At 72.9% G+C, this 17048-nt stretch carries 13 protein-coding genes and 3 pseudogenes; 10 read left to right on the plus strand and 6 right to left on the minus strand.

The genetic code is table 11. The features are described 5' to 3' along the window. The first annotated feature begins 239 nt into the window (after positions 1–239). From ADK60_RS35790 to fahA, 5 genes are all read left to right on the plus strand, one after another. The gene (locus tag ADK60_RS35790; RefSeq protein ID WP_079008971.1) at positions 240–815 is read left to right on the plus strand and encodes a hydrolase; all 576 of its coding nucleotides are present in this window, start codon (positions 240–242) and stop codon (positions 813–815) included. Between the two features lie 271 nt (positions 816–1086). Beyond that, positions 1087–2301 (plus strand): 4-hydroxyphenylpyruvate dioxygenase, encoded by a 1215-nt coding sequence (hppD, locus tag ADK60_RS35795; protein ID WP_053651025.1) that lies wholly within the window; start codon positions 1087–1089, stop codon positions 2299–2301. A gap of 86 nt (positions 2302–2387) precedes the next feature. Next, a complete protein-coding gene (locus ADK60_RS35800; protein ID WP_045941495.1) occupies positions 2388–3587 on the plus strand; it encodes a homogentisate 1,2-dioxygenase in 1200 nt (399 codons plus the stop codon). Further along, the gene (locus ADK60_RS35805) at positions 3584–4462 is read left to right on the plus strand and encodes a hypothetical protein (RefSeq protein ID WP_053651046.1); all 879 of its coding nucleotides are present in this window, start codon (positions 3584–3586) and stop codon (positions 4460–4462) included. The genes ADK60_RS35800 and ADK60_RS35805 overlap by 4 nt, the downstream gene beginning before the upstream one ends. Beyond that, positions 4459–5682 carry a fumarylacetoacetase gene (fahA, locus tag ADK60_RS35810; RefSeq protein WP_053651026.1) on the plus strand — a complete coding sequence of 408 codons (1224 nt, stop codon included), beginning with the start codon at positions 4459–4461 and terminating at the stop codon, positions 5680–5682. The genes ADK60_RS35805 and fahA overlap by 4 nt, the downstream gene beginning before the upstream one ends. 98 nt (positions 5683–5780) lie before the next feature. Here the strand turns inward: fahA and ADK60_RS35815 are convergent, their stop codons facing one another. The 3 genes from ADK60_RS35815 to ADK60_RS35825 are packed head-to-tail and all read right to left on the minus strand — an operon-like array spanning position 5781 to position 11796. Continuing rightward, on the minus strand, positions 5781–6383 hold the full coding sequence (locus ADK60_RS35815; RefSeq protein ID WP_053651027.1) for a hypothetical protein: 603 nt from the start codon (positions 6381–6383) through the stop codon (positions 5781–5783). After that, positions 6380–6739, minus strand: coding sequence for a hypothetical protein (locus ADK60_RS35820; RefSeq protein WP_053651028.1), 360 nt, complete (start codon positions 6737–6739; stop codon positions 6380–6382). Before ADK60_RS35820 ends, ADK60_RS35815 begins: the two co-directional genes overlap by 4 nt. Continuing rightward, complete coding sequence (locus tag ADK60_RS35825) at positions 6736–11796, minus strand: HD domain-containing protein (protein WP_053651029.1); 5061 nt, start codon at positions 11794–11796, stop codon at positions 6736–6738. The genes ADK60_RS35820 and ADK60_RS35825 overlap by 4 nt, the downstream gene beginning before the upstream one ends. Positions 11797–11924: 128 nt before the next feature. On the opposite strand from ADK60_RS35825, the gene ADK60_RS35830 reads away from it, so the two are divergent. Together ADK60_RS35830 and ADK60_RS35835 are read left to right on the plus strand one after the other, a co-directional pair. After that, the gene (locus ADK60_RS35830; protein ID WP_053651030.1) at positions 11925–12959 is read left to right on the plus strand and encodes an enoyl-CoA hydratase/isomerase family protein; all 1035 of its coding nucleotides are present in this window, start codon (positions 11925–11927) and stop codon (positions 12957–12959) included. Between the two features lie 131 nt (positions 12960–13090). Next, on the plus strand, positions 13091–13870 hold the full coding sequence (locus tag ADK60_RS35835; protein WP_053651031.1) for an enoyl-CoA hydratase: 780 nt from the start codon (positions 13091–13093) through the stop codon (positions 13868–13870). Positions 13871–13937: 67 nt separating this feature from the next. Here ADK60_RS35835 and ADK60_RS45310 read toward each other — a convergent pair whose 3' ends face one another. The 3 genes from ADK60_RS45310 to ADK60_RS35845 all read right to left on the minus strand — a co-directional run bounded on the left by ADK60_RS45310 (position 13938) and on the right by ADK60_RS35845 (position 15812). Then, complete coding sequence (locus ADK60_RS45310) at positions 13938–14090, minus strand: hypothetical protein (protein WP_159400716.1); 153 nt, start codon at positions 14088–14090, stop codon at positions 13938–13940. Beyond that, on the minus strand, positions 14087–14521 hold the full coding sequence (locus ADK60_RS35840; protein WP_053651032.1) for an ATP-binding protein: 435 nt from the start codon (positions 14519–14521) through the stop codon (positions 14087–14089). The genes ADK60_RS45310 and ADK60_RS35840 overlap by 4 nt, the downstream gene beginning before the upstream one ends. A gap of 103 nt (positions 14522–14624) precedes the next feature. Further along, positions 14625–15812: a helix-turn-helix domain-containing protein gene (locus ADK60_RS35845; RefSeq protein WP_053651033.1), complete on the minus strand. Its 1188-nt coding sequence runs from the start codon at positions 15810–15812 to the stop codon at positions 14625–14627. A 55-nt stretch (positions 15813–15867) separates the two neighbouring features. Here ADK60_RS35845 and ADK60_RS35850 point away from each other — a divergent pair. The 3 pseudogenes from ADK60_RS35850 to ADK60_RS42680 form a co-directional block, all read left to right on the plus strand. Beyond that, a pseudogene (locus ADK60_RS35850) lies at positions 15868–16422 on the plus strand (flavoprotein); the annotation flags it as partial. Beyond that, positions 16367–16666, plus strand: a pseudogene (locus ADK60_RS47205) (hypothetical protein); the annotation flags it as partial. The pseudogenes ADK60_RS35850 and ADK60_RS47205, both read left to right, overlap by 56 nt. Positions 16667–16710: 44 nt before the next feature. Then, positions 16711–17031: pseudogene (locus ADK60_RS42680) on the plus strand (transposase); the annotation flags it as partial. Positions 17032–17048 lie beyond the last annotated feature (17 nt).

Here is a 17048-nt window from a genome sequence, read left to right on the forward strand (position 1 = left end):
CCACGACCACCGTCCGCCCGCCCAGGTCGACCGGCGGCCCGTCGCCCCGGTAGCGGCGGGCCCCCCCCACCACCGCCGCCCGCTCGCCGCCCCCCCCCGCCGCCCCCCCCCCCGCCGCTCCCGACCCCCACCCCGCCCCCGCCGCCGCCGCCGCTGCCGCCGACCGCGAGCTGACCCTCCCCGCCGCCGGTGTCGAGCTGACCGGCCGGCTGACCGTCCCGGCCGGTGCCCGCGGCATCGTGGTGTTCGCGCACGGCAGCGGCAGCAGCCGGCACAGCCCGCGCAACCGCCGGGTGGCCGAGGAGCTGAACCGCGCCGGGCTGGCCACCTTCCTGTTCGACCTGCTCACCGAGGACGAGGAGCCGGACCGGCGGAAGGTCTTCGACGTCTCCCTGCTCGGCGCCCGGCTGACCGATGTCGCCCGCGCCCTGCCCGGGGACCCCGCGATCGGACCGCCCTCGGGCGCTCCGCTCCCCCTCGGCCTGTTCGGCGCGAGCACCGGCGCCGCGGCCGCGCTGTGGACGGCCGCCCGGCTCGGCGACGGGGTGGCCGCGGTGGTCTCCCGGGGCGGGCGGCCGGACCTCGCCGGGCCCCGGACGCTGGCCGCCGTGACCGCGCCGACCCTGCTGATCGTCGGCGGCCGGGACCACGAGGTGATCGACCTGAACCGGCGGGCGCGCGAGCACCTGCGCTGCGAGAGTGAAGTCGCGGTGGTCCCGCACGCCGGCCATCTCTTCGAGGAGCCCGGCACGCTGGACCGGGTCGCCGAGCTGGCCCGCGACTGGTTCGTCGAGCACTCCGGCGCGGGCCCGTAGGCCCCCGTCGAACCCCCGGCGACCCGCCGACGGCCGTTACGCAGAACCTGTGGAACACCACCGATCCACCAGGCATCCTGCACAGCCCGATCAGCGATTTCCTGATCACCTTGTACACATTGAACAGTGAAAACCCGACCTGTTGCCCAACCACCCCGACTGGAGCAAGCTCTCCGCTCAACCGCCCGCGCAGCCTTGCCCACCCCCCCAGCGGCGCGGCCGCCACCAGCGGATGCCTCAACGCCGAGGCCTCAATGTGGAGGAACGACCGATGACCCCGCAGTCCCACGCCCTTGAGCTGACCCCCGAGGAGCGCGAGGCCGGTCTCGACGCCGAGCAGCTGCGCCGCCTCGTCGGCCTCGTCGAGCACGACCCCGCCAGCGACCCGTTCCCGGTCACCGCGCAGGACGCCGTCGTGTTCGTGGTCGGCAACGCCACCCAGACGGCCCAGTTCTACCAGGTCGTCTTCGGCATGGAGCTGGTCGCCTACTCCGGCCCGGAGACCGGCCGCCGCGACCGCAAGGCCTATGTGCTGCGCTCCGGCTCCTGCCGCTTCGTGATCAAGGGCGGCGTCGCCCCGGACAGCCCGCTGCTGGACCACCACCGCCGCCACGGCGACGGCGTCGTCGACCTGGCGATGGAGGTGCCGGACGTGGACAAGTGCATCGCGCACGCCCGCGCCCAGGGCGCCACCGTCCTGGAGGAGCCGAACGACGTCTCCGACGAGCACGGCACCGTCCGCCGCGCCGCGATCGCCACCTACGGCGAGACCCGCCACACCCTGGTCGACCGCTCCCGCTACACCGGCCCCTACCTGCCGGGCTACATCGCCGCCGAGAGCCGGGTGAAGCACCCCGAGGGCTCGCCGCGCCGCCTGTTCCAGGCGCTGGACCACGCGGTCGGCAACGTCGAGCTCGGCAAGATGGACGAGTGGGTCACCTTCTACAACAAGGTCATGGGCTTCGTGAACATGGCCGAGTTCGTGGGCGACGACATCGCCACCGACTACTCCGCGCTGATGTCCAAGGTCGTCGCCAGCGGCAACCACCGGGTGAAGTTCCCGCTCAACGAGCCGGCCATCGCCAAGAAGAAGTCGCAGATCGACGAGTACCTGGAGTTCTACACCGGCCCGGGCTGCCAGCACATGGCGCTGGCCACCAACGACATCCTCAGCACCGTCGACGTGCTGCGGGCGCGCGGCATCGAGTTCCTCAACACCCCCGACTCGTACTACGACGACCCGGCGCTGCGCGAGCGGATCGGCCACGTCCGGGTGCCGATCGAGGAGCTGAAGAGCCGCGGCATCCTGGTCGACCGCGACGAGGACGGCTACCTGCTGCAGATCTTCACCAAGCCCATCGGCGACCGCCCGACCGTCTTCTACGAGTTCATCGAGCGGCATGGTTCGCTGGGCTTCGGGAAGGGCAACTTCAAGGCGCTCTTCCAGGCCATCGAGCGCGAGCAGGACGCCCGCGGCAACCTCTGAGGCCGGCCTCGCCCCCAGGGGCGACAGGCCACCGCTGGAGCCGTACGAAGGTCTGGGCCCCGGAGGGTCCGGGAGGAGCAGGGACGATGGCGCACTACCGGCAGCTGGGCAGCATCCCGCCCAAGCGGCACACGCAGCACCGCACGCCCGAAGGCGGGCTGTACTACGAGGAGTTGATGGGCGAGGAGGGGTTCTCCTCGGACTCCTCGCTGCTCTACCACCGGGGCATCCCCTCGGCCGTGGTGAACGCGGTGCCGTGGGAGCTGCCCGACCAGTCGACGGTCGCCAACCACCCCCTGCTCCCCCGGCACCTCAAGCTGCACGAGCTGTTCGCGGGCCAGGAGTGGAAGTCCGCGGACGTCGTCAGCAGCCGGCGGCTCGTCCTCGGCAACGGCGATGTGCGGATCTCGTACGTCGCCGCCGGGGCGCCGAGCGAGCTGTACCGCAACGGGCTCGGCGACGAGTGCGTGTACGTGGAGTCCGGCTCCGGCACCCTGGAGACGGTCTTCGGCACGCTGGAGGTCGGCCAGGGCGACTACGTGCTCATCCCCCGGGCGACCACCCACCGCTGGGTGCCGACCGGCGACGAGCCGCTGCGCGCCTACTGCATCGAGGCGAACAGCCACATCACACCGGTCAAGCGCTTCCTCTCCAAGTACGGGCAGCTGCTGGAGCACGCGCCGTACTGCGAGCGGGACCTGCGCGCCCCGGCCGGTCCGCTGCTGGTGGACGGCACGGACGTCGACGTCCTGGTCAAGCACCGCGGCCCGAACGGCATTTCGGGCACCCGGTACACCGTGCCGCACCACCCGTTCGACGTGGTCGGCTGGGACGGCTGCCTGTACCCGTACGCGTTCAACATCAGCGACTACGAGCCGATCACCGGGCGGATCCACCAGCCGCCGCCGGCCCACCAGGTGTTCGAGGGCAACGGCTTCGTGATCTGCAACTTCGTCCCCCGCAAGGTGGACTACCACCCGCTGTCGATCCCGGTGCCGTACTACCACTCCAATGTGGACAGCGACGAGGTGATGTTCTACTGCGGCGGCGACTACGCGGCCCGCAAGGGCTCGGGCATCGCCCAGGGTTCGATCTCGCTGCACCCGGGCGGGCACACCCACGGCCCGCAGCCGGGCGCGTACGAGCGGTCGATCGGCGCGGAGTTCTTCGACGAGCTCGCGGTGATGGTCGACACCTTCCGCCCGCTGGAGCTGGGCGAGGGCGGCCGGGCCACCGAGGACCCGAACTACGCCTGGACGTGGGCCGGTCGGGGGCCGCAGTCGTGAGCACCACGCCCGCCGCCGGGGCGGCCGCCGTCCCGCCGCTGTTCCAGGGGCTGTTCGACGACGCGGCGGTGTTCCCGCCCGGGAACCTGCCCGTCGCCGAGGCGGTGCCCGCGCACCGCGCGCACCGCGCCGCCCCGTACGCCGACGCCGTCGGCCCGCTCCTCTGCGGGGCGGGCCGGCTGGGCGAGTTGGCCGCCGCCGTGGAAGCGGCGGGCGGCACCGGCCCCCGGCTCCGGGTCGGCCTGGTGCTGCCGGGGGGCAGCTCCGAGCTCGGCCCGGCCCTCACCGCCGCCGCCCCGTTCGTGGTGGCCGGCGTCGAACTCGCCACCCGGGACGCCCGCGAGGCCGTCGCCGCACTCGACCTGCTGCTGCCGCCGGACGTGCCCGCCGCCGTCGAACTGCCGCGCGAACTGCTGCGCGGCGACGGGCTGGAGGAGGTCCTGGACGTCCTGGTCGACAGCCCGTACCGGGCCAAGTTCCGCACCGGCGGCGTGGTCGCCGGCGCCTTCCCGGACGAGGCCGAGCTCGCGGGCTTCCTCACCGGGTGCGCGCAGCGCGGCCTGCCGTACAAGTGCACCGCCGGGCTGCACCACGCCGTCCGGCACACCGACCCGGCGACCGGCTTCGAGCACCACGGCTTCCTGAACGTCCTCCTGGCGGCGGCCGAGACCGACCCGAAGGCGGCGGCCGAGGTGCTGGCCGAGCGCTCCGGCGAGGTGCTCGCCGAGGCCGTTCGCACCCTGACCGACCGTCAGGTGACGGTGATCCGCAACTCGTTCACCGCGTTCGGCACCTGTAGCATCGCCGAGCCCCTGGACGACCTGGCCGCCCTCGGCCTGCTGTCGCCCGCCCTGACGTCCCAGGAGGACCGTTGACCACCCCCCGCAGCTGGCTCGCCCCCGCGAACGACTCGCCGTTCGGCGTGCACAACCTGCCGTACGGCGTCTTCACGGCGTCCGACCGGCCCGGCGTGCGGCGGATCGGCGTCCGGATCGGCGACTTCGTCCTCGACGCGGGCGCCGCCGCCCGGGCCGCCGGGGAGCCCTCCGTCCTGCTCGACGCGGACTCGCTCAACCCGCTGCTGGCGGCGGGCCGCCCGGTGTGGACCGAGGTCCGCGCCTCGCTGACCCGCTGGCTGACCGACGAGACCCACCGGGACTCGCTTTCCCCGCTGCTGCTGCCGCTCGCCGAGGTGGCGCTGCACCTGCCGTTCGAGGTGGCCGACTACGTCGACTTCTACGCCTCCGAGCACCACGCCACCAACCTGGGGAAGATCTTCCGCCCCGGGTCGGAGCCGCTGACGCCCAACTGGAAGCACCTGCCGATCGGCTACCACGGCCGCTCCGGCACCGTGGTGGTGTCCGGCACCCCGGTGGGCCGCCCGCAGGGGCAGCGCAAGGCGCCGGCCGACGCCGTGCCGTCCTTCGGGCCGACCCGCCGGCTGGACATCGAGGCCGAGGTCGGCTTCGTCGTCGGCGCGCCCTCGGTACTGGGCGAGCCGGTCACCATGGACCGCTTCCACGAGCACGTCTTCGGCGTCTGCCTGGTCAACGACTGGTCCGCGCGGGACATCCAGGCCTGGGAGTACGTGCCGCTCGGCCCGTTCCTCGGCAAGTCCTTCGCCACCTCCGTCTCGCCGTGGATCGTGCCGCTGGCCGCCCTGGAGCACGCCCGGGTCACCCCGCCGGCCCGCGACGTCGAGCTGCTCCCCTACCTCGACGACCGCGCGGGCGACCGGCCCTGGGGCCTGGACCTCGCCCTGGAGGTCCGGCTGAACGGCCACCGGATCTCCCGCCCGCCGTTCGCCTCGATGTACTGGACGGCCGCCCAGCAGCTCGCCCACATGACGGTCAACGGCGCCTCGCTGCGCACCGGCGACCTGTTCGCCTCCGGCACCGTCAGCGGACCGGAGCCGGAGACCCGGGGCGCCCTGATCGAGCTGACCTGGAACGGCGAGAACCCGCTCAAGCTCCCGGACGGCACCACCCGCACCTTCCTGGAGGACGGCGACGAGGTGACCATCACCGCGACCGCCCCCGGCCCGGAGGGCACCGTCGTCGGCTTCGGCGAGGTCACCGGGCGCGTCACCCCCTGACCCGGCGGGGCCACCACCCGGGCCCCGTCGCGGCACCACCGTTGGTATGGAGGGCGGCACCGGTCAGCACCGGTGCCGCCCTCCGGTGTTCCCGCTTCTCACTTCGGGCAGGAACCGACCGCTTCGAGGCCCGTCACATCGACCTGCGGGACCGTCCGCTCCGCACGGTCCGTCCCGGTCCGCAGCACGAGCTGCGCCTGGTCCGCCCGGACCAGCTCCCCGCACAGGTCGGTGCTGCCGGTCCGCACCCGGACCAGGTGCGACGGCGCCGCCTCCGTGGTCGCCCAGGCCAGCGCCAGCGCCGCCACGACCAGCACCAGTCCGACCGCACAGCACCCCGAGGCCCGGGCCAGCGCCCGGGTCACCCGGCCCACCTCCCGCTCCGTCCAGCGCCGCAGCGCCTGCCCGCCGAGCAGGATCTCCTCCCCGGGTACCCCGTGCGCCGCCCGGACCGCCAGCAGCGAGCCCGTCACCAGGAGCAGGAACGCCAGCGCGAGCAGCGCCGTCGCCGTGTTGCCCGCCCAGGCCGGGAGCTGGTCGAGGCTGTCCCGGCCCTTCAGCAGCACCAGGACGGCGAGCAGCGCGGTCAGCCCGGTGAGGCCGGTGCGCCAGCCCTCGGCCTGCCGGCGCAGCTCCGGGAGGCGGGTGAACTCCAGGTCCAGGGCGAGTTCGGCCCACCGCCGGTCGGAGCGGGCGCTCACGGGGCGATCCGCCAGCTGGCGCCGCAGCCGACAAAGCGCACCTCGGCGGGGATACTCGGGTGCCCGTGCCCGCACTCGCAGAAGTGCACCTCGCCGTGCAGCGGATCCGGCTCCGCCTGGGCCGTGCCGCCCGAGCGCCCGGGGAGGCGGTCGAACAGGCCCTTGGTCCCGGTGCCGGGGTTCCCGCGCCGGTACTCCGTCCCGGTCCGGCCGTGGCAGCGCGGGCAGGTTCCGGTGACGCGGACCGAGCGGCCGTCCGGCGCGGCGTCCTGGCTGAACGAGGCGCCGTCGACCTCGCCCAGGTCGGCCTCGGCGTAGGGCAGGTGGTGGTCGTGCGTCGTCGGGGTGGTGCTCATGGCTGTTCCTGTTCTGCGTCGGGTTCGGTGGTGGGCGCGGGCGGCAGGTCCAGGCCGAAGAGCTCGGCGTAGAGGGCGAGTCGGTCGCGGACCCAGGCGGGCGTCTCACCGACTCCTTCGGCCGCGAACGCCAGCCGCTCGGCCGTCACCGGGCCGGTGAGACCCGGGAGCATGCCGTCCAGGCCCACCGAGAGGATCGCGAGGTCCTGCCAGCACGGCTGGACCGGGGGCACGTTCGGGAACGTGCTGGGCGAGTCCTCCAGGACGCCGTAGGGCGAGATGCGCTGCCAGGCCCGGTCGAGGGGTTCGCCGAGGCGGCAGGCGATGCTGAGGAGATCGAGCGGGACGAGCGGGGCGCCGGGCGGGGAGACCCGGTAGAACGGGGACAGCGCGGAGTGGTCCGAGGGATCCGGGACGGTCTGGGGCAGCTCGGCGACCTGGGCCGGGGACAGGTCCGGCACCAGGGCGCCGATGGCCCTGAACTCCTCCAGCAGCCGGAACGCCTCCTGTACGCCGATCTGCCGGGCCCGGGCGTAGCCGATCAGCCGGGAACCGTCCAGAGGTGCCCATCGGGGGCTCTCGAACCAGTCCTCGGGGAACCCCTCGCCGTCGGCCTGGTCGACCAGAGCCCGACACTCGTCCGAGGTCGGCCGGAAGTCCTTGAGGCGGTCCGGGAGCTCCGGCGGCGCCAGCCCGGGCAGTCCCAGCCGCCCGGTCTCCACGCCCGCGACGTCCCAGAGGTAACCGAGCGTCTGCCGCAGGTGCACACTTCCCGCGAGAAGGACGGCGGGGGTGGGCGGCACGGGGTAGTCCGCCCCCTCGAAGCCCGGGTCCATCCCGGAGAAGGCGTAGCGGACGGGCATCGGAAGCTCCTCCCAGGACGCCAGCAGCGCCGCCGCGTCCGGGACGTCCACACCCGCGGCACGCAGCTCGTCGAGGCAGGCCGCGCGCGCCTCCCAGGACATGGAGTACCGGCGGCTGAACGCGAGGTCCCGGAGCGACACCCCGTCCTCCAGCCGCATCCCGCTGCGCTGCAGCCGCAGTGCGGCTTCCGCCGTTTCCGGCTCGGGCACGAAGCCCCGCGCCACCGTGCCCGTCGCATAGCGCGGCCGGTGGACGGCCCCGAGCAGCGGAGCGACCCTGGCGATGGCCTTCTCGGCCTTCCGTACGGTGGTCTCCCACCGCGCGGCCAGGCCGAGGGTCGCTGCCCAGGGAAACTCGACCCGACCCGCCGCGTCGACGAGCAGGTAGGACGAGAGGACGTCCCGCAGGTCCGGTTCCAGCGCGGCCCATGCGGCCGTCTCCTCCCGGGACGGAACAGCCCACCCCAGCCAGGCGAATCCGGCCAGCACCCGCCGGGCCTCCTCCGGGTCCCGGCCGGTGCCCTCCGTATCCGCCGCCAGGTCCCACGGTCCGGCGGTCGGACGGAGGATCCGCCCCTTCGCGTCCCTGACGTACAGGACGGAGACCTCCTGCTCACCGCACACCCGGTCGCGGGCGGTCGCGGGCGGTTCCGACAGCGGACGTTCGAGGAAGGGCGCGTACCTGGCGAAACGCTCGGCGAGTTCGCCAAGGCTCCGCCGACCGGTCACCGAGACGCGGACCAGGCCCCGGTGGTCCTGCGGATCGTGCCGGTACTCTTCCGGCTCGGCACCCAGGCCGCGCGTCCGGTCGGTGCCGTCCGGCCACAGCAGCAGGTCGGCGATCGTCCAGTCCGGAAGGTCCGGGATCCAGTCCAGGTCTCCGGCCCGGACCGCGGGGCCGGCCAGCTGCGGGTGCGCCATCCGCAGGCCGCGCAGTGCCCGGAGCACCTGGGCCACGGTCCGGCCCTGTTCGCGTGCCGCCAGCACCACACCACGCCAGTCACGGGCCTCGTCCTCGGCCAGACCGGCCCAACCGGGTTCCGGTACCGGATAACCGTCCAGGGACCGCGGACCCGCCAGCTGGGGCACGGCCCACCGGGTGTCGTGGACCGCGGCCCGCCACGGACCGACCGTGGGGTCGATCCGCTGACGCGAATCCCTGGGCTTCGGCGACACGACCTGGCTGTCCGGCGGGAACCAGCCCGTCCGGTCCATGTCGATCGGCCCGCCGAACGGCCGTTGGACGCACACCCCCCGGCCTACCCACTCCCCGGCGATCACCTGGACCGCGTCGAGGTTCTGGGCCTCCAGGGCCCACAGCCACTCGACGCTGAGGGCCTCCCAGTCCGCCAGCGCCGAGGCGCCGCGACGCCACTGCTCCGCCCGCCACGCCAGGTCGTAGTGCTCCAGCTTCTCCCGGTTGACGCTCAGCCTCCCCGCCTGGGCGCCGGTCAGGTTGAGAACGTAGCCGTACGGGAACTTGTCCGCCGCGATCCCGTCACACAGGACCGCCCCCTTGCCCAGGACCCACCACAGGACACCCGGCACGGCCTCGACGGCGGTGTCCGTCTCGATCTGCCGCCGGCCGCCCCCCGCCGCCAGCACACCGGGCTCCCACACCCGGGCCGCCCCGAAGTCCCCCCTGGCCTCCAGCCGGAACTCGCTCACGAAGACGGCGGCTCGCAGGGCCTCGACGCACGCATCGCCGGTCATCAGGCCGGGCTTCAGGTACAGCCGGACGGCGGTGCCGCCCTCCTCCAGCGCTGCCGCCGACCCGGCGTCGGCCTGCCGGATCCGGAACAGGCTGCCACTCCCGGCGATGTCCACCCGCATCGCCCCAGGAGCCGGCCGCCCGTCGGTCCCCACCGGGCGCGTGGTGATCGTCATCTCCTCGGCCAGCATGAAGTAGCTGAACACGCCGATACCGAACCGGCTGTTGGGGTAGAGGCGCAGCGCGCTGTCCTGCCGGAGCCAGGCCGCCTGTTCGCGCCGGAACCCGCCGGACTGCTCGAAGCGGCGGCCCGCACGGGTGAAGGTCCCCTTCAGCTGCTCGGCGGTCATACCGACGCCGTTGTCCAGGCATTCGACATAGCGGCCGCGCTCGTCCTGCCCGGTGACGATCCGGATGGAGCCCGACCAGGTGCCGACGCCCCGGCCGCACGCCCGCAGGTACCGTTCGCGCATCGCCCGGTAGCGGCAGGCGTCCATGGCGTTCTGGTAGAGCTCCCGGACAGCGGCCTCGTGCTTTCCGTCGTACAACTGCTCGCCCATGAGCAGCCGCCGCACCTCGGTCTGGGCGAGCGAGAAGCGCAGCAGCGGCATGTCGTACGCCCGTCGGCCCGACTCCTCCGCCGGCCGCAGGCGGCTGTCGGTGACCCGGGACGGCAGGCCGCCGAGCAGCGCGGCCTCGGCGGCGGGCAGGCGGCGTTCCTCCGCCGCCAGCTGCTGGACCAGTTCGTCCGCCTCCTCGGCCACGGCGGCGAGGGCCGCGTGGATCGCCGGATGCGGGCAGACCACGTCGAGTTGCAGCTCCCGGACCGAGCCGTCCCGGCCCTCGGTGTCCCAGTGGGCGTTCTCCAGGACCGACAGCACCTCGCGCGGGAGAACCGAGTCGGAGACCGCGAGGTGCTCGGCGAGGACATCGGGCAGGGTCCGGGAGTCCAGGGCCAACAGTCCGGCCAGCCTCACCAAGGCGGCCAGCGGCCGGACCCGCAACGGGCGGGCCCTGCCGCGCACCACGTGCCGGTCGGGGCAGGACACCTGTCCCTGGTCGGAGAGGTGCCCGAGCGAGAGTCCGGCCGCGATCGCGCGCAGGGCGCCCGACAGCTCCTCGGCCCGGCCGCCCCGCCGGCCGCCGTCGGTGCCCCCGAGCAGCGCGGCCGCGGCCTCGTCGCCGAGGGCGGCCGGCACCGCATGTTCGTCGGTCTCGAAGCGCTCGGCGATCCAGCGGTGGACCAGCCACAGAACGGTGGCCTCCGACCCCGGCTCGACGCCCTCCCGGCGGTGGTGGCGCCTGATCTTGTCAGCGACCTGGGGATACTGCTCCAGGATCAGCTCGTAGTGGCGTCTCGGCTCGTCCGCGGCCGGGGCGTGGTGGACGAAGTGCGGGTAGAGCTCCGCCGCCCGGCTGAGCCGTCCGGCCCAGGCCGCCTCGTGGGCGAAGACGGCGGCGACGAGGGCCGCCACCTCCAGCACCGACAGCCGCGCCTCCTTCGACACCAGCTGCGGCAGCCGGTCGCGCAGCAGCCGGACCGGGAAGTCGTCGTCGGCCCACGGGTCCGGCAGCCGCTTCTGCGCCCGGTCGACCTGCCGGGCGACGCTCTCCACGAACGCGGTCAGGCTCTCCTGGAACGCCTTGACCTCCTCGTCCTCGGCGTCCGCCGCCAGCGCCCACAGCTCCGGTGCGCGCACGGCCTCCGACCATGCCCCCAAGAGCCGCCGTCCGTCGGCCACGACCGCCGTCCGGGTCTCCTGCTCGCGGTCGTTGCCGTAGTAGATCTGCGGCAGTTGGGCCCGCCGGGACGACTCCCGGGTGAGCCCGTACGCCGTCCCGAACACCTCCTCCACCGTCGTCGACTCGCTGAGCGGGTCGAAGGCCCGGGCCAGCGCGGAGGTGAACAGGCTGCCGTCCGGGGTGAAGCCGCTGCGCTCCCCGGGCCCGCAGCCGGTCATCACCACGAAGCCGCTCCCCGGCGGTCCCTGGGTGATGCGGCTGCCGAAGGTCGCCCTGCCCTCGGCCTCCGGCGAGCGGCAGGCGTCCATGATCCAGAGGACCGTGCCCGCCCGGCAGTCCCGCAGGTAGCGGCTGATGTCCGCGTCCAGCAGGGAGTCCAGGACGTAGGGCTGGTCCCAGTCGGCCTCGCCGGAATCCTCCAGCGGGCCGCGGGCGTCGGCCGGGACCAGGTGGTCGGTGTCGCCGACCCGCACCCCGTGTCCCGTGAAGTACAGCAGCAGGGTCCCACCCGGTTCCGCCCGCCGGGACGCCGCCGTGATCCGTTCGGCGATCTCGCTCCGGCTACCGTCCTGGAGGACCTCCACCCCGGTGTAACCGCTGCCCTCCAGTGCCGCCTTGAGCGCCCGCAGGTCGGCGGCCACCGTCGGCTCCAGCGACGGCAGGACGTGCGCCGTCGCCGGGGCGTCCCCCACTCCGATCAGCAGCGCCGTCCGTGCCCCGGCGCCCGTACTCTCCCCCACCCTGCCCCCTTGCTCTCCACAACCGCCGCCCCCGACGGACGCCCATGATCGCACCGACCGGCCCCGTCACCGACAACAAGTACGGTGTCCGAAGGATCGGTCGGCGACGACGGACGGGAGTGGGGACGATGGGTGACGAGGTGCTGGTCCGGCGGGACGGCGGGGTGGGGCGGATCGTGCTCGACCGGCCCCGGGCGCTCAACTCGCTGACGCACGGCATGGTGCTGGACGTGCGGGCCGCGCTGGACGCGTGGGCCGGGGACGACACGGTGCGGGTGGTGGTGCTGACCGGCGCCGGGGAGCGCGGCCTGTGCGCGGGCGGCGACATCCGGGCGTTCCACGACGACGCCAAGCTCGGCGGGGCCGGCACCCGCGCGTTCCTCCGCGACGAGTACCGGCTGAACGAGCTGATCTCCCGCTACCCGAAGCCGTACGTGGCCGTGATGGACGGCATCACCATGGGCGGCGGCGTCGGCGTCTCCGCCCACGGCTCGGTGCGGATCGTCACCGAGCGGTCAGTGGTGGCGCTGCCGGAGACCCGGATCGGCCTGGTCCCGGACGTCGGCGGCAGCCGGCTGCTGTCCCGCGCGCCGGGCGAGCTGGGCACCCACCTGGGGCTGAGCGCCGCCTCGATGACGCCCGGCGACGCGCTGCTGTGCGGGTTCGCCGACCACTTCGTGCCCTCGGCGAAGCTGCCGGAGCTGCTGGCGGGGCTCGACGGTTCTCCGGTCGCGGAGGCCGTCGCCCGGTACGCCGAGCCGGCGCCGGCCGCGCCGCTCGCGGAGCAGCGCGAGTGGATCGACGCCTGCTACGCGGCCGACAGCGTGGAGGAGATCGTGGCCCGGCTGGTGGCCAGCGGCGTGCCGGAGGCCAAGCAGGCCGCCGAGGAGCTGGCCGAGCGGTCACCGACGATGCTCAAGGTCACGCTGAGCGCGCTGCGCCGGGCCCGGTCGCACGGCTCGCTCACGGAGAGCCTGGAGCAGGAGTACCGGGTGTCCTGCGCGGCGGTCGCGCACCACGACCTGGTCGAGGGCATCCGGGCGCAGGTGGTCGACAAGGACCGGAACCCGCGCTGGTCGCCGGCGACGCTCGCCGAGGTCGACGAGCGGGCGGTGGCCGCGTTCTTCGAGCCGCCGGCCGACGGTGACCTGCGGCTGGGGTGACCTGTCCTGCCCAAGCGGGTGACGACCGTCTCGCGGATCGAGACTGGCGCGAGGCGGCCCGTTTCGGAGATCGTTGGACGGTCTTGGCGCGCCCCGAGAGGGGCCGAGCAGCGGAATGGGAGTCAACGGCGATGACCGAGACCTACGAGACGATCCTGGTGGACCGCAAGGGCCGGGTCGGGCTGATCACGCTCAACCGACCGGAGGCGCTGAACGCGCTCAACACCACGCTGATGAACGAGGTCGTGGCCGCCGCCACCGCGTTCGACCGGGACCCGGAGATCGGCTGTCTGGTGATCACCGGCTCGGAGAAGGCGTTCGCGGCGGGCGCGGACATCAAGGAGATGCAGGGCAACCGGTTCCCGGACGTCTACCTGGACGACTGGCTCGGCCCGTGGGACCGCCTCGGCGCGCTGCGCAAGCCGGTGGTCGCGGCGGTGTCCGGCTTCGCCCTGGGCGGCGGCTGCGAGCTGGCGATGCTCTGCGACATCCTGATCGCTGCGGACACCGCGAAGTTCGGCCAGCCGGAGATCAAGCTCGGCGTGATCCCGGGCATCGGCGGCTCGCAGCGGCTCACCCGCGCCGTCGGCAAGGCCAAGGCCATGGAGCTGTGCCTGACCGGCCGGATGATGGGCGCCGAGGAGGCCGAGCGGGCCGGCCTGGTCTCCCGGATCGTCCCCGCCGACCAGTTGCTGGCGGAGGCCCTCGCCACCGCCGAGAAGGTCGCCGCGATGTCCACCCCGGCCTCGATCATGATGAAGGAGTCGGTCAACCGCGCCTTCGAGACCACCCTCGCCGAGGGCGTCCGCTTCGAACGCCGCCTCTTCCACGCCGCCTTCGCCACCGCCGACCAGAAGGAAGGCATGGCCGCCTTCGCCGAGAAGCGCCCGCCGGAGTTCAAGCACCGCTGACCCGGCCGGCACCGGTCGGCGTTCGGATCGCCGCCTGTGCCGCCGCGTCCGGCGGCACAGGCGGGATTCAGCGGGAGCGGTTGATCAACACCAGGGCCGCGACCACGACATGGAACCCCGCCGCCACCGACACCCCGTACGCGGCCCAGACCCGGACCGGATCGGCGCCCGGGGGCGAGTCACCGGAGTCGAGATCGTCGTCCGAGGGCTGCCGCCTCACCGGGCGATCGCCAGGTCGGCGTGGACGATCTTCCCGAAGGGGAACACGGTGACTCCCCAGCGGCCATGTGTGAGCCGATGAACGATGGCCAGGCCTCGGCCGGACGTGGCATCGGATCCGGCCTCGACCATCACGGGCATCGCACCCGATCCGTCCACGACGAGAAGCCGGACAAGGTGTTCGGCCGGTCGGCGGACAGCAACGATCATGCGGGTCCGGCAACCGGTCCTGACGGCGTTGGTGGCCAGCTCACTCACGATCACCGACGCATCGTCCACCAACTCGTCGAGCCCCCACTCGTCCAGCTTCGCGCGGACGCAGCAACGCGCGACGGCCACGGATTCCGGGCGGTACGGCAGGCTGACGGTTGCCGGTCGGGTGGCATGGCGGAGCGCCACGTCACCTCCGGCGGCGTTCGAGGTGAGGGTCATCGACGCTTCTCCGTGGCGTAGTGAGGACTCGTTGCCTTGAGCATCGCCACTGGAGAAGGGCCGAACTATCACTCATTGGTGATAGTTCGACTCCAACGAGTGATTATCCGATTCCCACCCAGTGCGCCAGGCCGGTGAGAGTGCCCGGCGTCGACCGGTGCGCGGAGACGAGTCCGGCGACCGTCTCACGCACCATCGGGTGGTAGCGCATCTGCTGGGGAGCGAGCTCCCGGGCCTCTTGCAGCGACCTCAACGAGGCCTCCGACCGTCCGAGCCACAGCTGCGCCCGTGCCACCTCCGCGATGTGCGCGGCCGCCCGCGACGCCGGCCAATCGCCCGGGACCCTGACCTGTTCGGCAACTTGGACGGCTTCTGCGTACTTGAATTGCTCGGCGAGTGTCGCAACCTGGTGGACCGCCACATTGGTCGGGCCGAAGGAGAGCCAATGCACCCGGACGGCCTCGCCGGTGGCCTCGGAGAGGCGCCCAGCCTCGGAGATGTGCGTGGCCGCCGTGTCACCGTCACCGGATCGTGCGGCCAACATGGCGGCGCCGAGATGGAGTTGCCCCACCGCCACGTCGCGGACCCGGTCGGCGTCCGCCTGTTCAAGGGTCGCCATACCCACCCCGACGAGTCGCCTCCCGAGGTCGAACTGGCCCGAGCGGAGGTAGACGATCGAGCGCAGGTATTGGCGGATTCCGGCGAGAACCGGGTCGGACGCGCGTTCGGCGGCCCATGCCATCCGATCCAGGGCGACGACGCACAGATCGCTGTAGCCCAGCTTCGTGGTGATGTCGTAGGCCGTGCGGTACGTGCTCGCCAGCACCTGCCATGCCTCCTCGGAGGGAGCCATGTGGGCCGCCGTGGTGGCCTCGGCGATCAGGTCCGACAGAGAACGAGCAGCATCCTTGATCCGGGTCTCGCGGATCAGGTGGCACAACTGATCGGCCGCAGATTTCAGTTCGCCCGCCGGGCGGGGTGCGATGTCGGGATCGGCGCCGAGGTCGTACAGGTCGAGGGCTTCGCGGATCGGCTGAATCAGCATGTCGAGCTCGTCCTGCCGAAGCTCCGCCAGGTACGGCTGGCCGGTGAGGTCGACGGTCTGCACGAACAGCGTTCGGGCAATTGCGGCGATCACAGCGGGCGTTGCCGGTTTGACGCCCTGCTCGACCTTGGCCAGCATGCTGTAGGAAATGCTGGCACGGGAAGCGAGTTCACGCTGGGTCAGTCGGCGAAGCTTGCGGTACTGGGCGATACGTTCGCCGATGTGCTCGGAGGTGTGCCTGGGCATACTGGTACTCCGTTCCTAGCGACCAGTGCGGACGATACCCGCCGAGGACAGCGGGATGTTCCCTCTCCAAGGGAGTCGAGGCTTGACCGACCACCACGGGCCGTTCCTCTACTCGGTCGTCTGCGCCTCCGGGGTCGCCGACGGGGTCGGCGAGCTGATCGCGGCAGCTCAGGCCGAGGGATGGAAGGTCGGAGTGATCGCCACTCCCAACGCGCTCGGACTCCTTGACCAGGCGGCAGTCGAACGGCAGACCGGCTACCCGATCCGCTCCGCCTGGCGCACACCTGGCAGCCCACGGCCACTGCCCCCGGCAGACGCCATAGCGGTCGTCTCCGCCACGTTCAACACCATCAACAAGTGGGCCCTCGGCATCGCCGACACGCTCGCACTGGCGATTCTCTGTGAGGCGTACGGCCAGGGAATCCCCACGGCGGTCCAGCCGTACCTCAACTCCGCTCTCGCCGCCCATCCCGCGTACACGGAAAGCCTGGCCCGACTCCGCGCCATGGACGTTCTGATCGGTGACTACGTCCCCCACCCACCCGACTCCGGTGGTGGCCGCGACACGTACAGCTGGACCAACGTCCTCGATCTGCTCCGACCAGTGGTTCGTCCGAGGCAAGGTCCGTGGGCGGTGGGCAGGGACACTCCGCCCACCGCCGCCCAACGATCCGGCGGGTCGCCGGCGGACGAAACGCCTGACAAGGCAGCCCTGGACGTCTGATGCTGGTGGTCACGTCGACTCCGGGCGCAGGAATGCGCGAGGTGCGCGAAAGTACACGGGGGCGCACCGGTTCGCGGTACTGATCGAGGAACGGGTGCTGCGGACCAGGATCGGAAGCCCGGCGGACATGGCCGCTCAGCTCCGCCACTTGATCACCGTGATGTCGCTGTCGTGCGTCGCCATCGGCATCCCGGGAGACTTCGCGTTCCGGACCGGGAGCACTCGCCGGTGTCCTGTTCGTGTTGCGGACCGGTGTCGCGTGGCGTGATGTTCCCGCAGAGACGGTGGGCTGCTCCGGAGTAACGGCTTGGCGCCGGCTGCGGGACTGGGCCGAGGCCGGCGTCTGGCCACGCCTGCACGCCGCCCTGCTGACAGAACTCCGCCGCGCCAACCTGCTGGACCTGGATGACTGCTCCGTGGGTGGATCGCACGTCCGGGCCCTCAAAGGGGGATCACATCGGCCCCTCGCCCGTCGACCGCGCCGCGCCGAGCACCGTCCCGGCCGCCCCGCT

Source organism: Streptomyces sp. XY431, from assembly GCF_001279805.1.
GTDB classification, from domain to species: domain Bacteria; phylum Actinomycetota; class Actinomycetes; order Streptomycetales; family Streptomycetaceae; genus Kitasatospora; species Kitasatospora purpeofusca.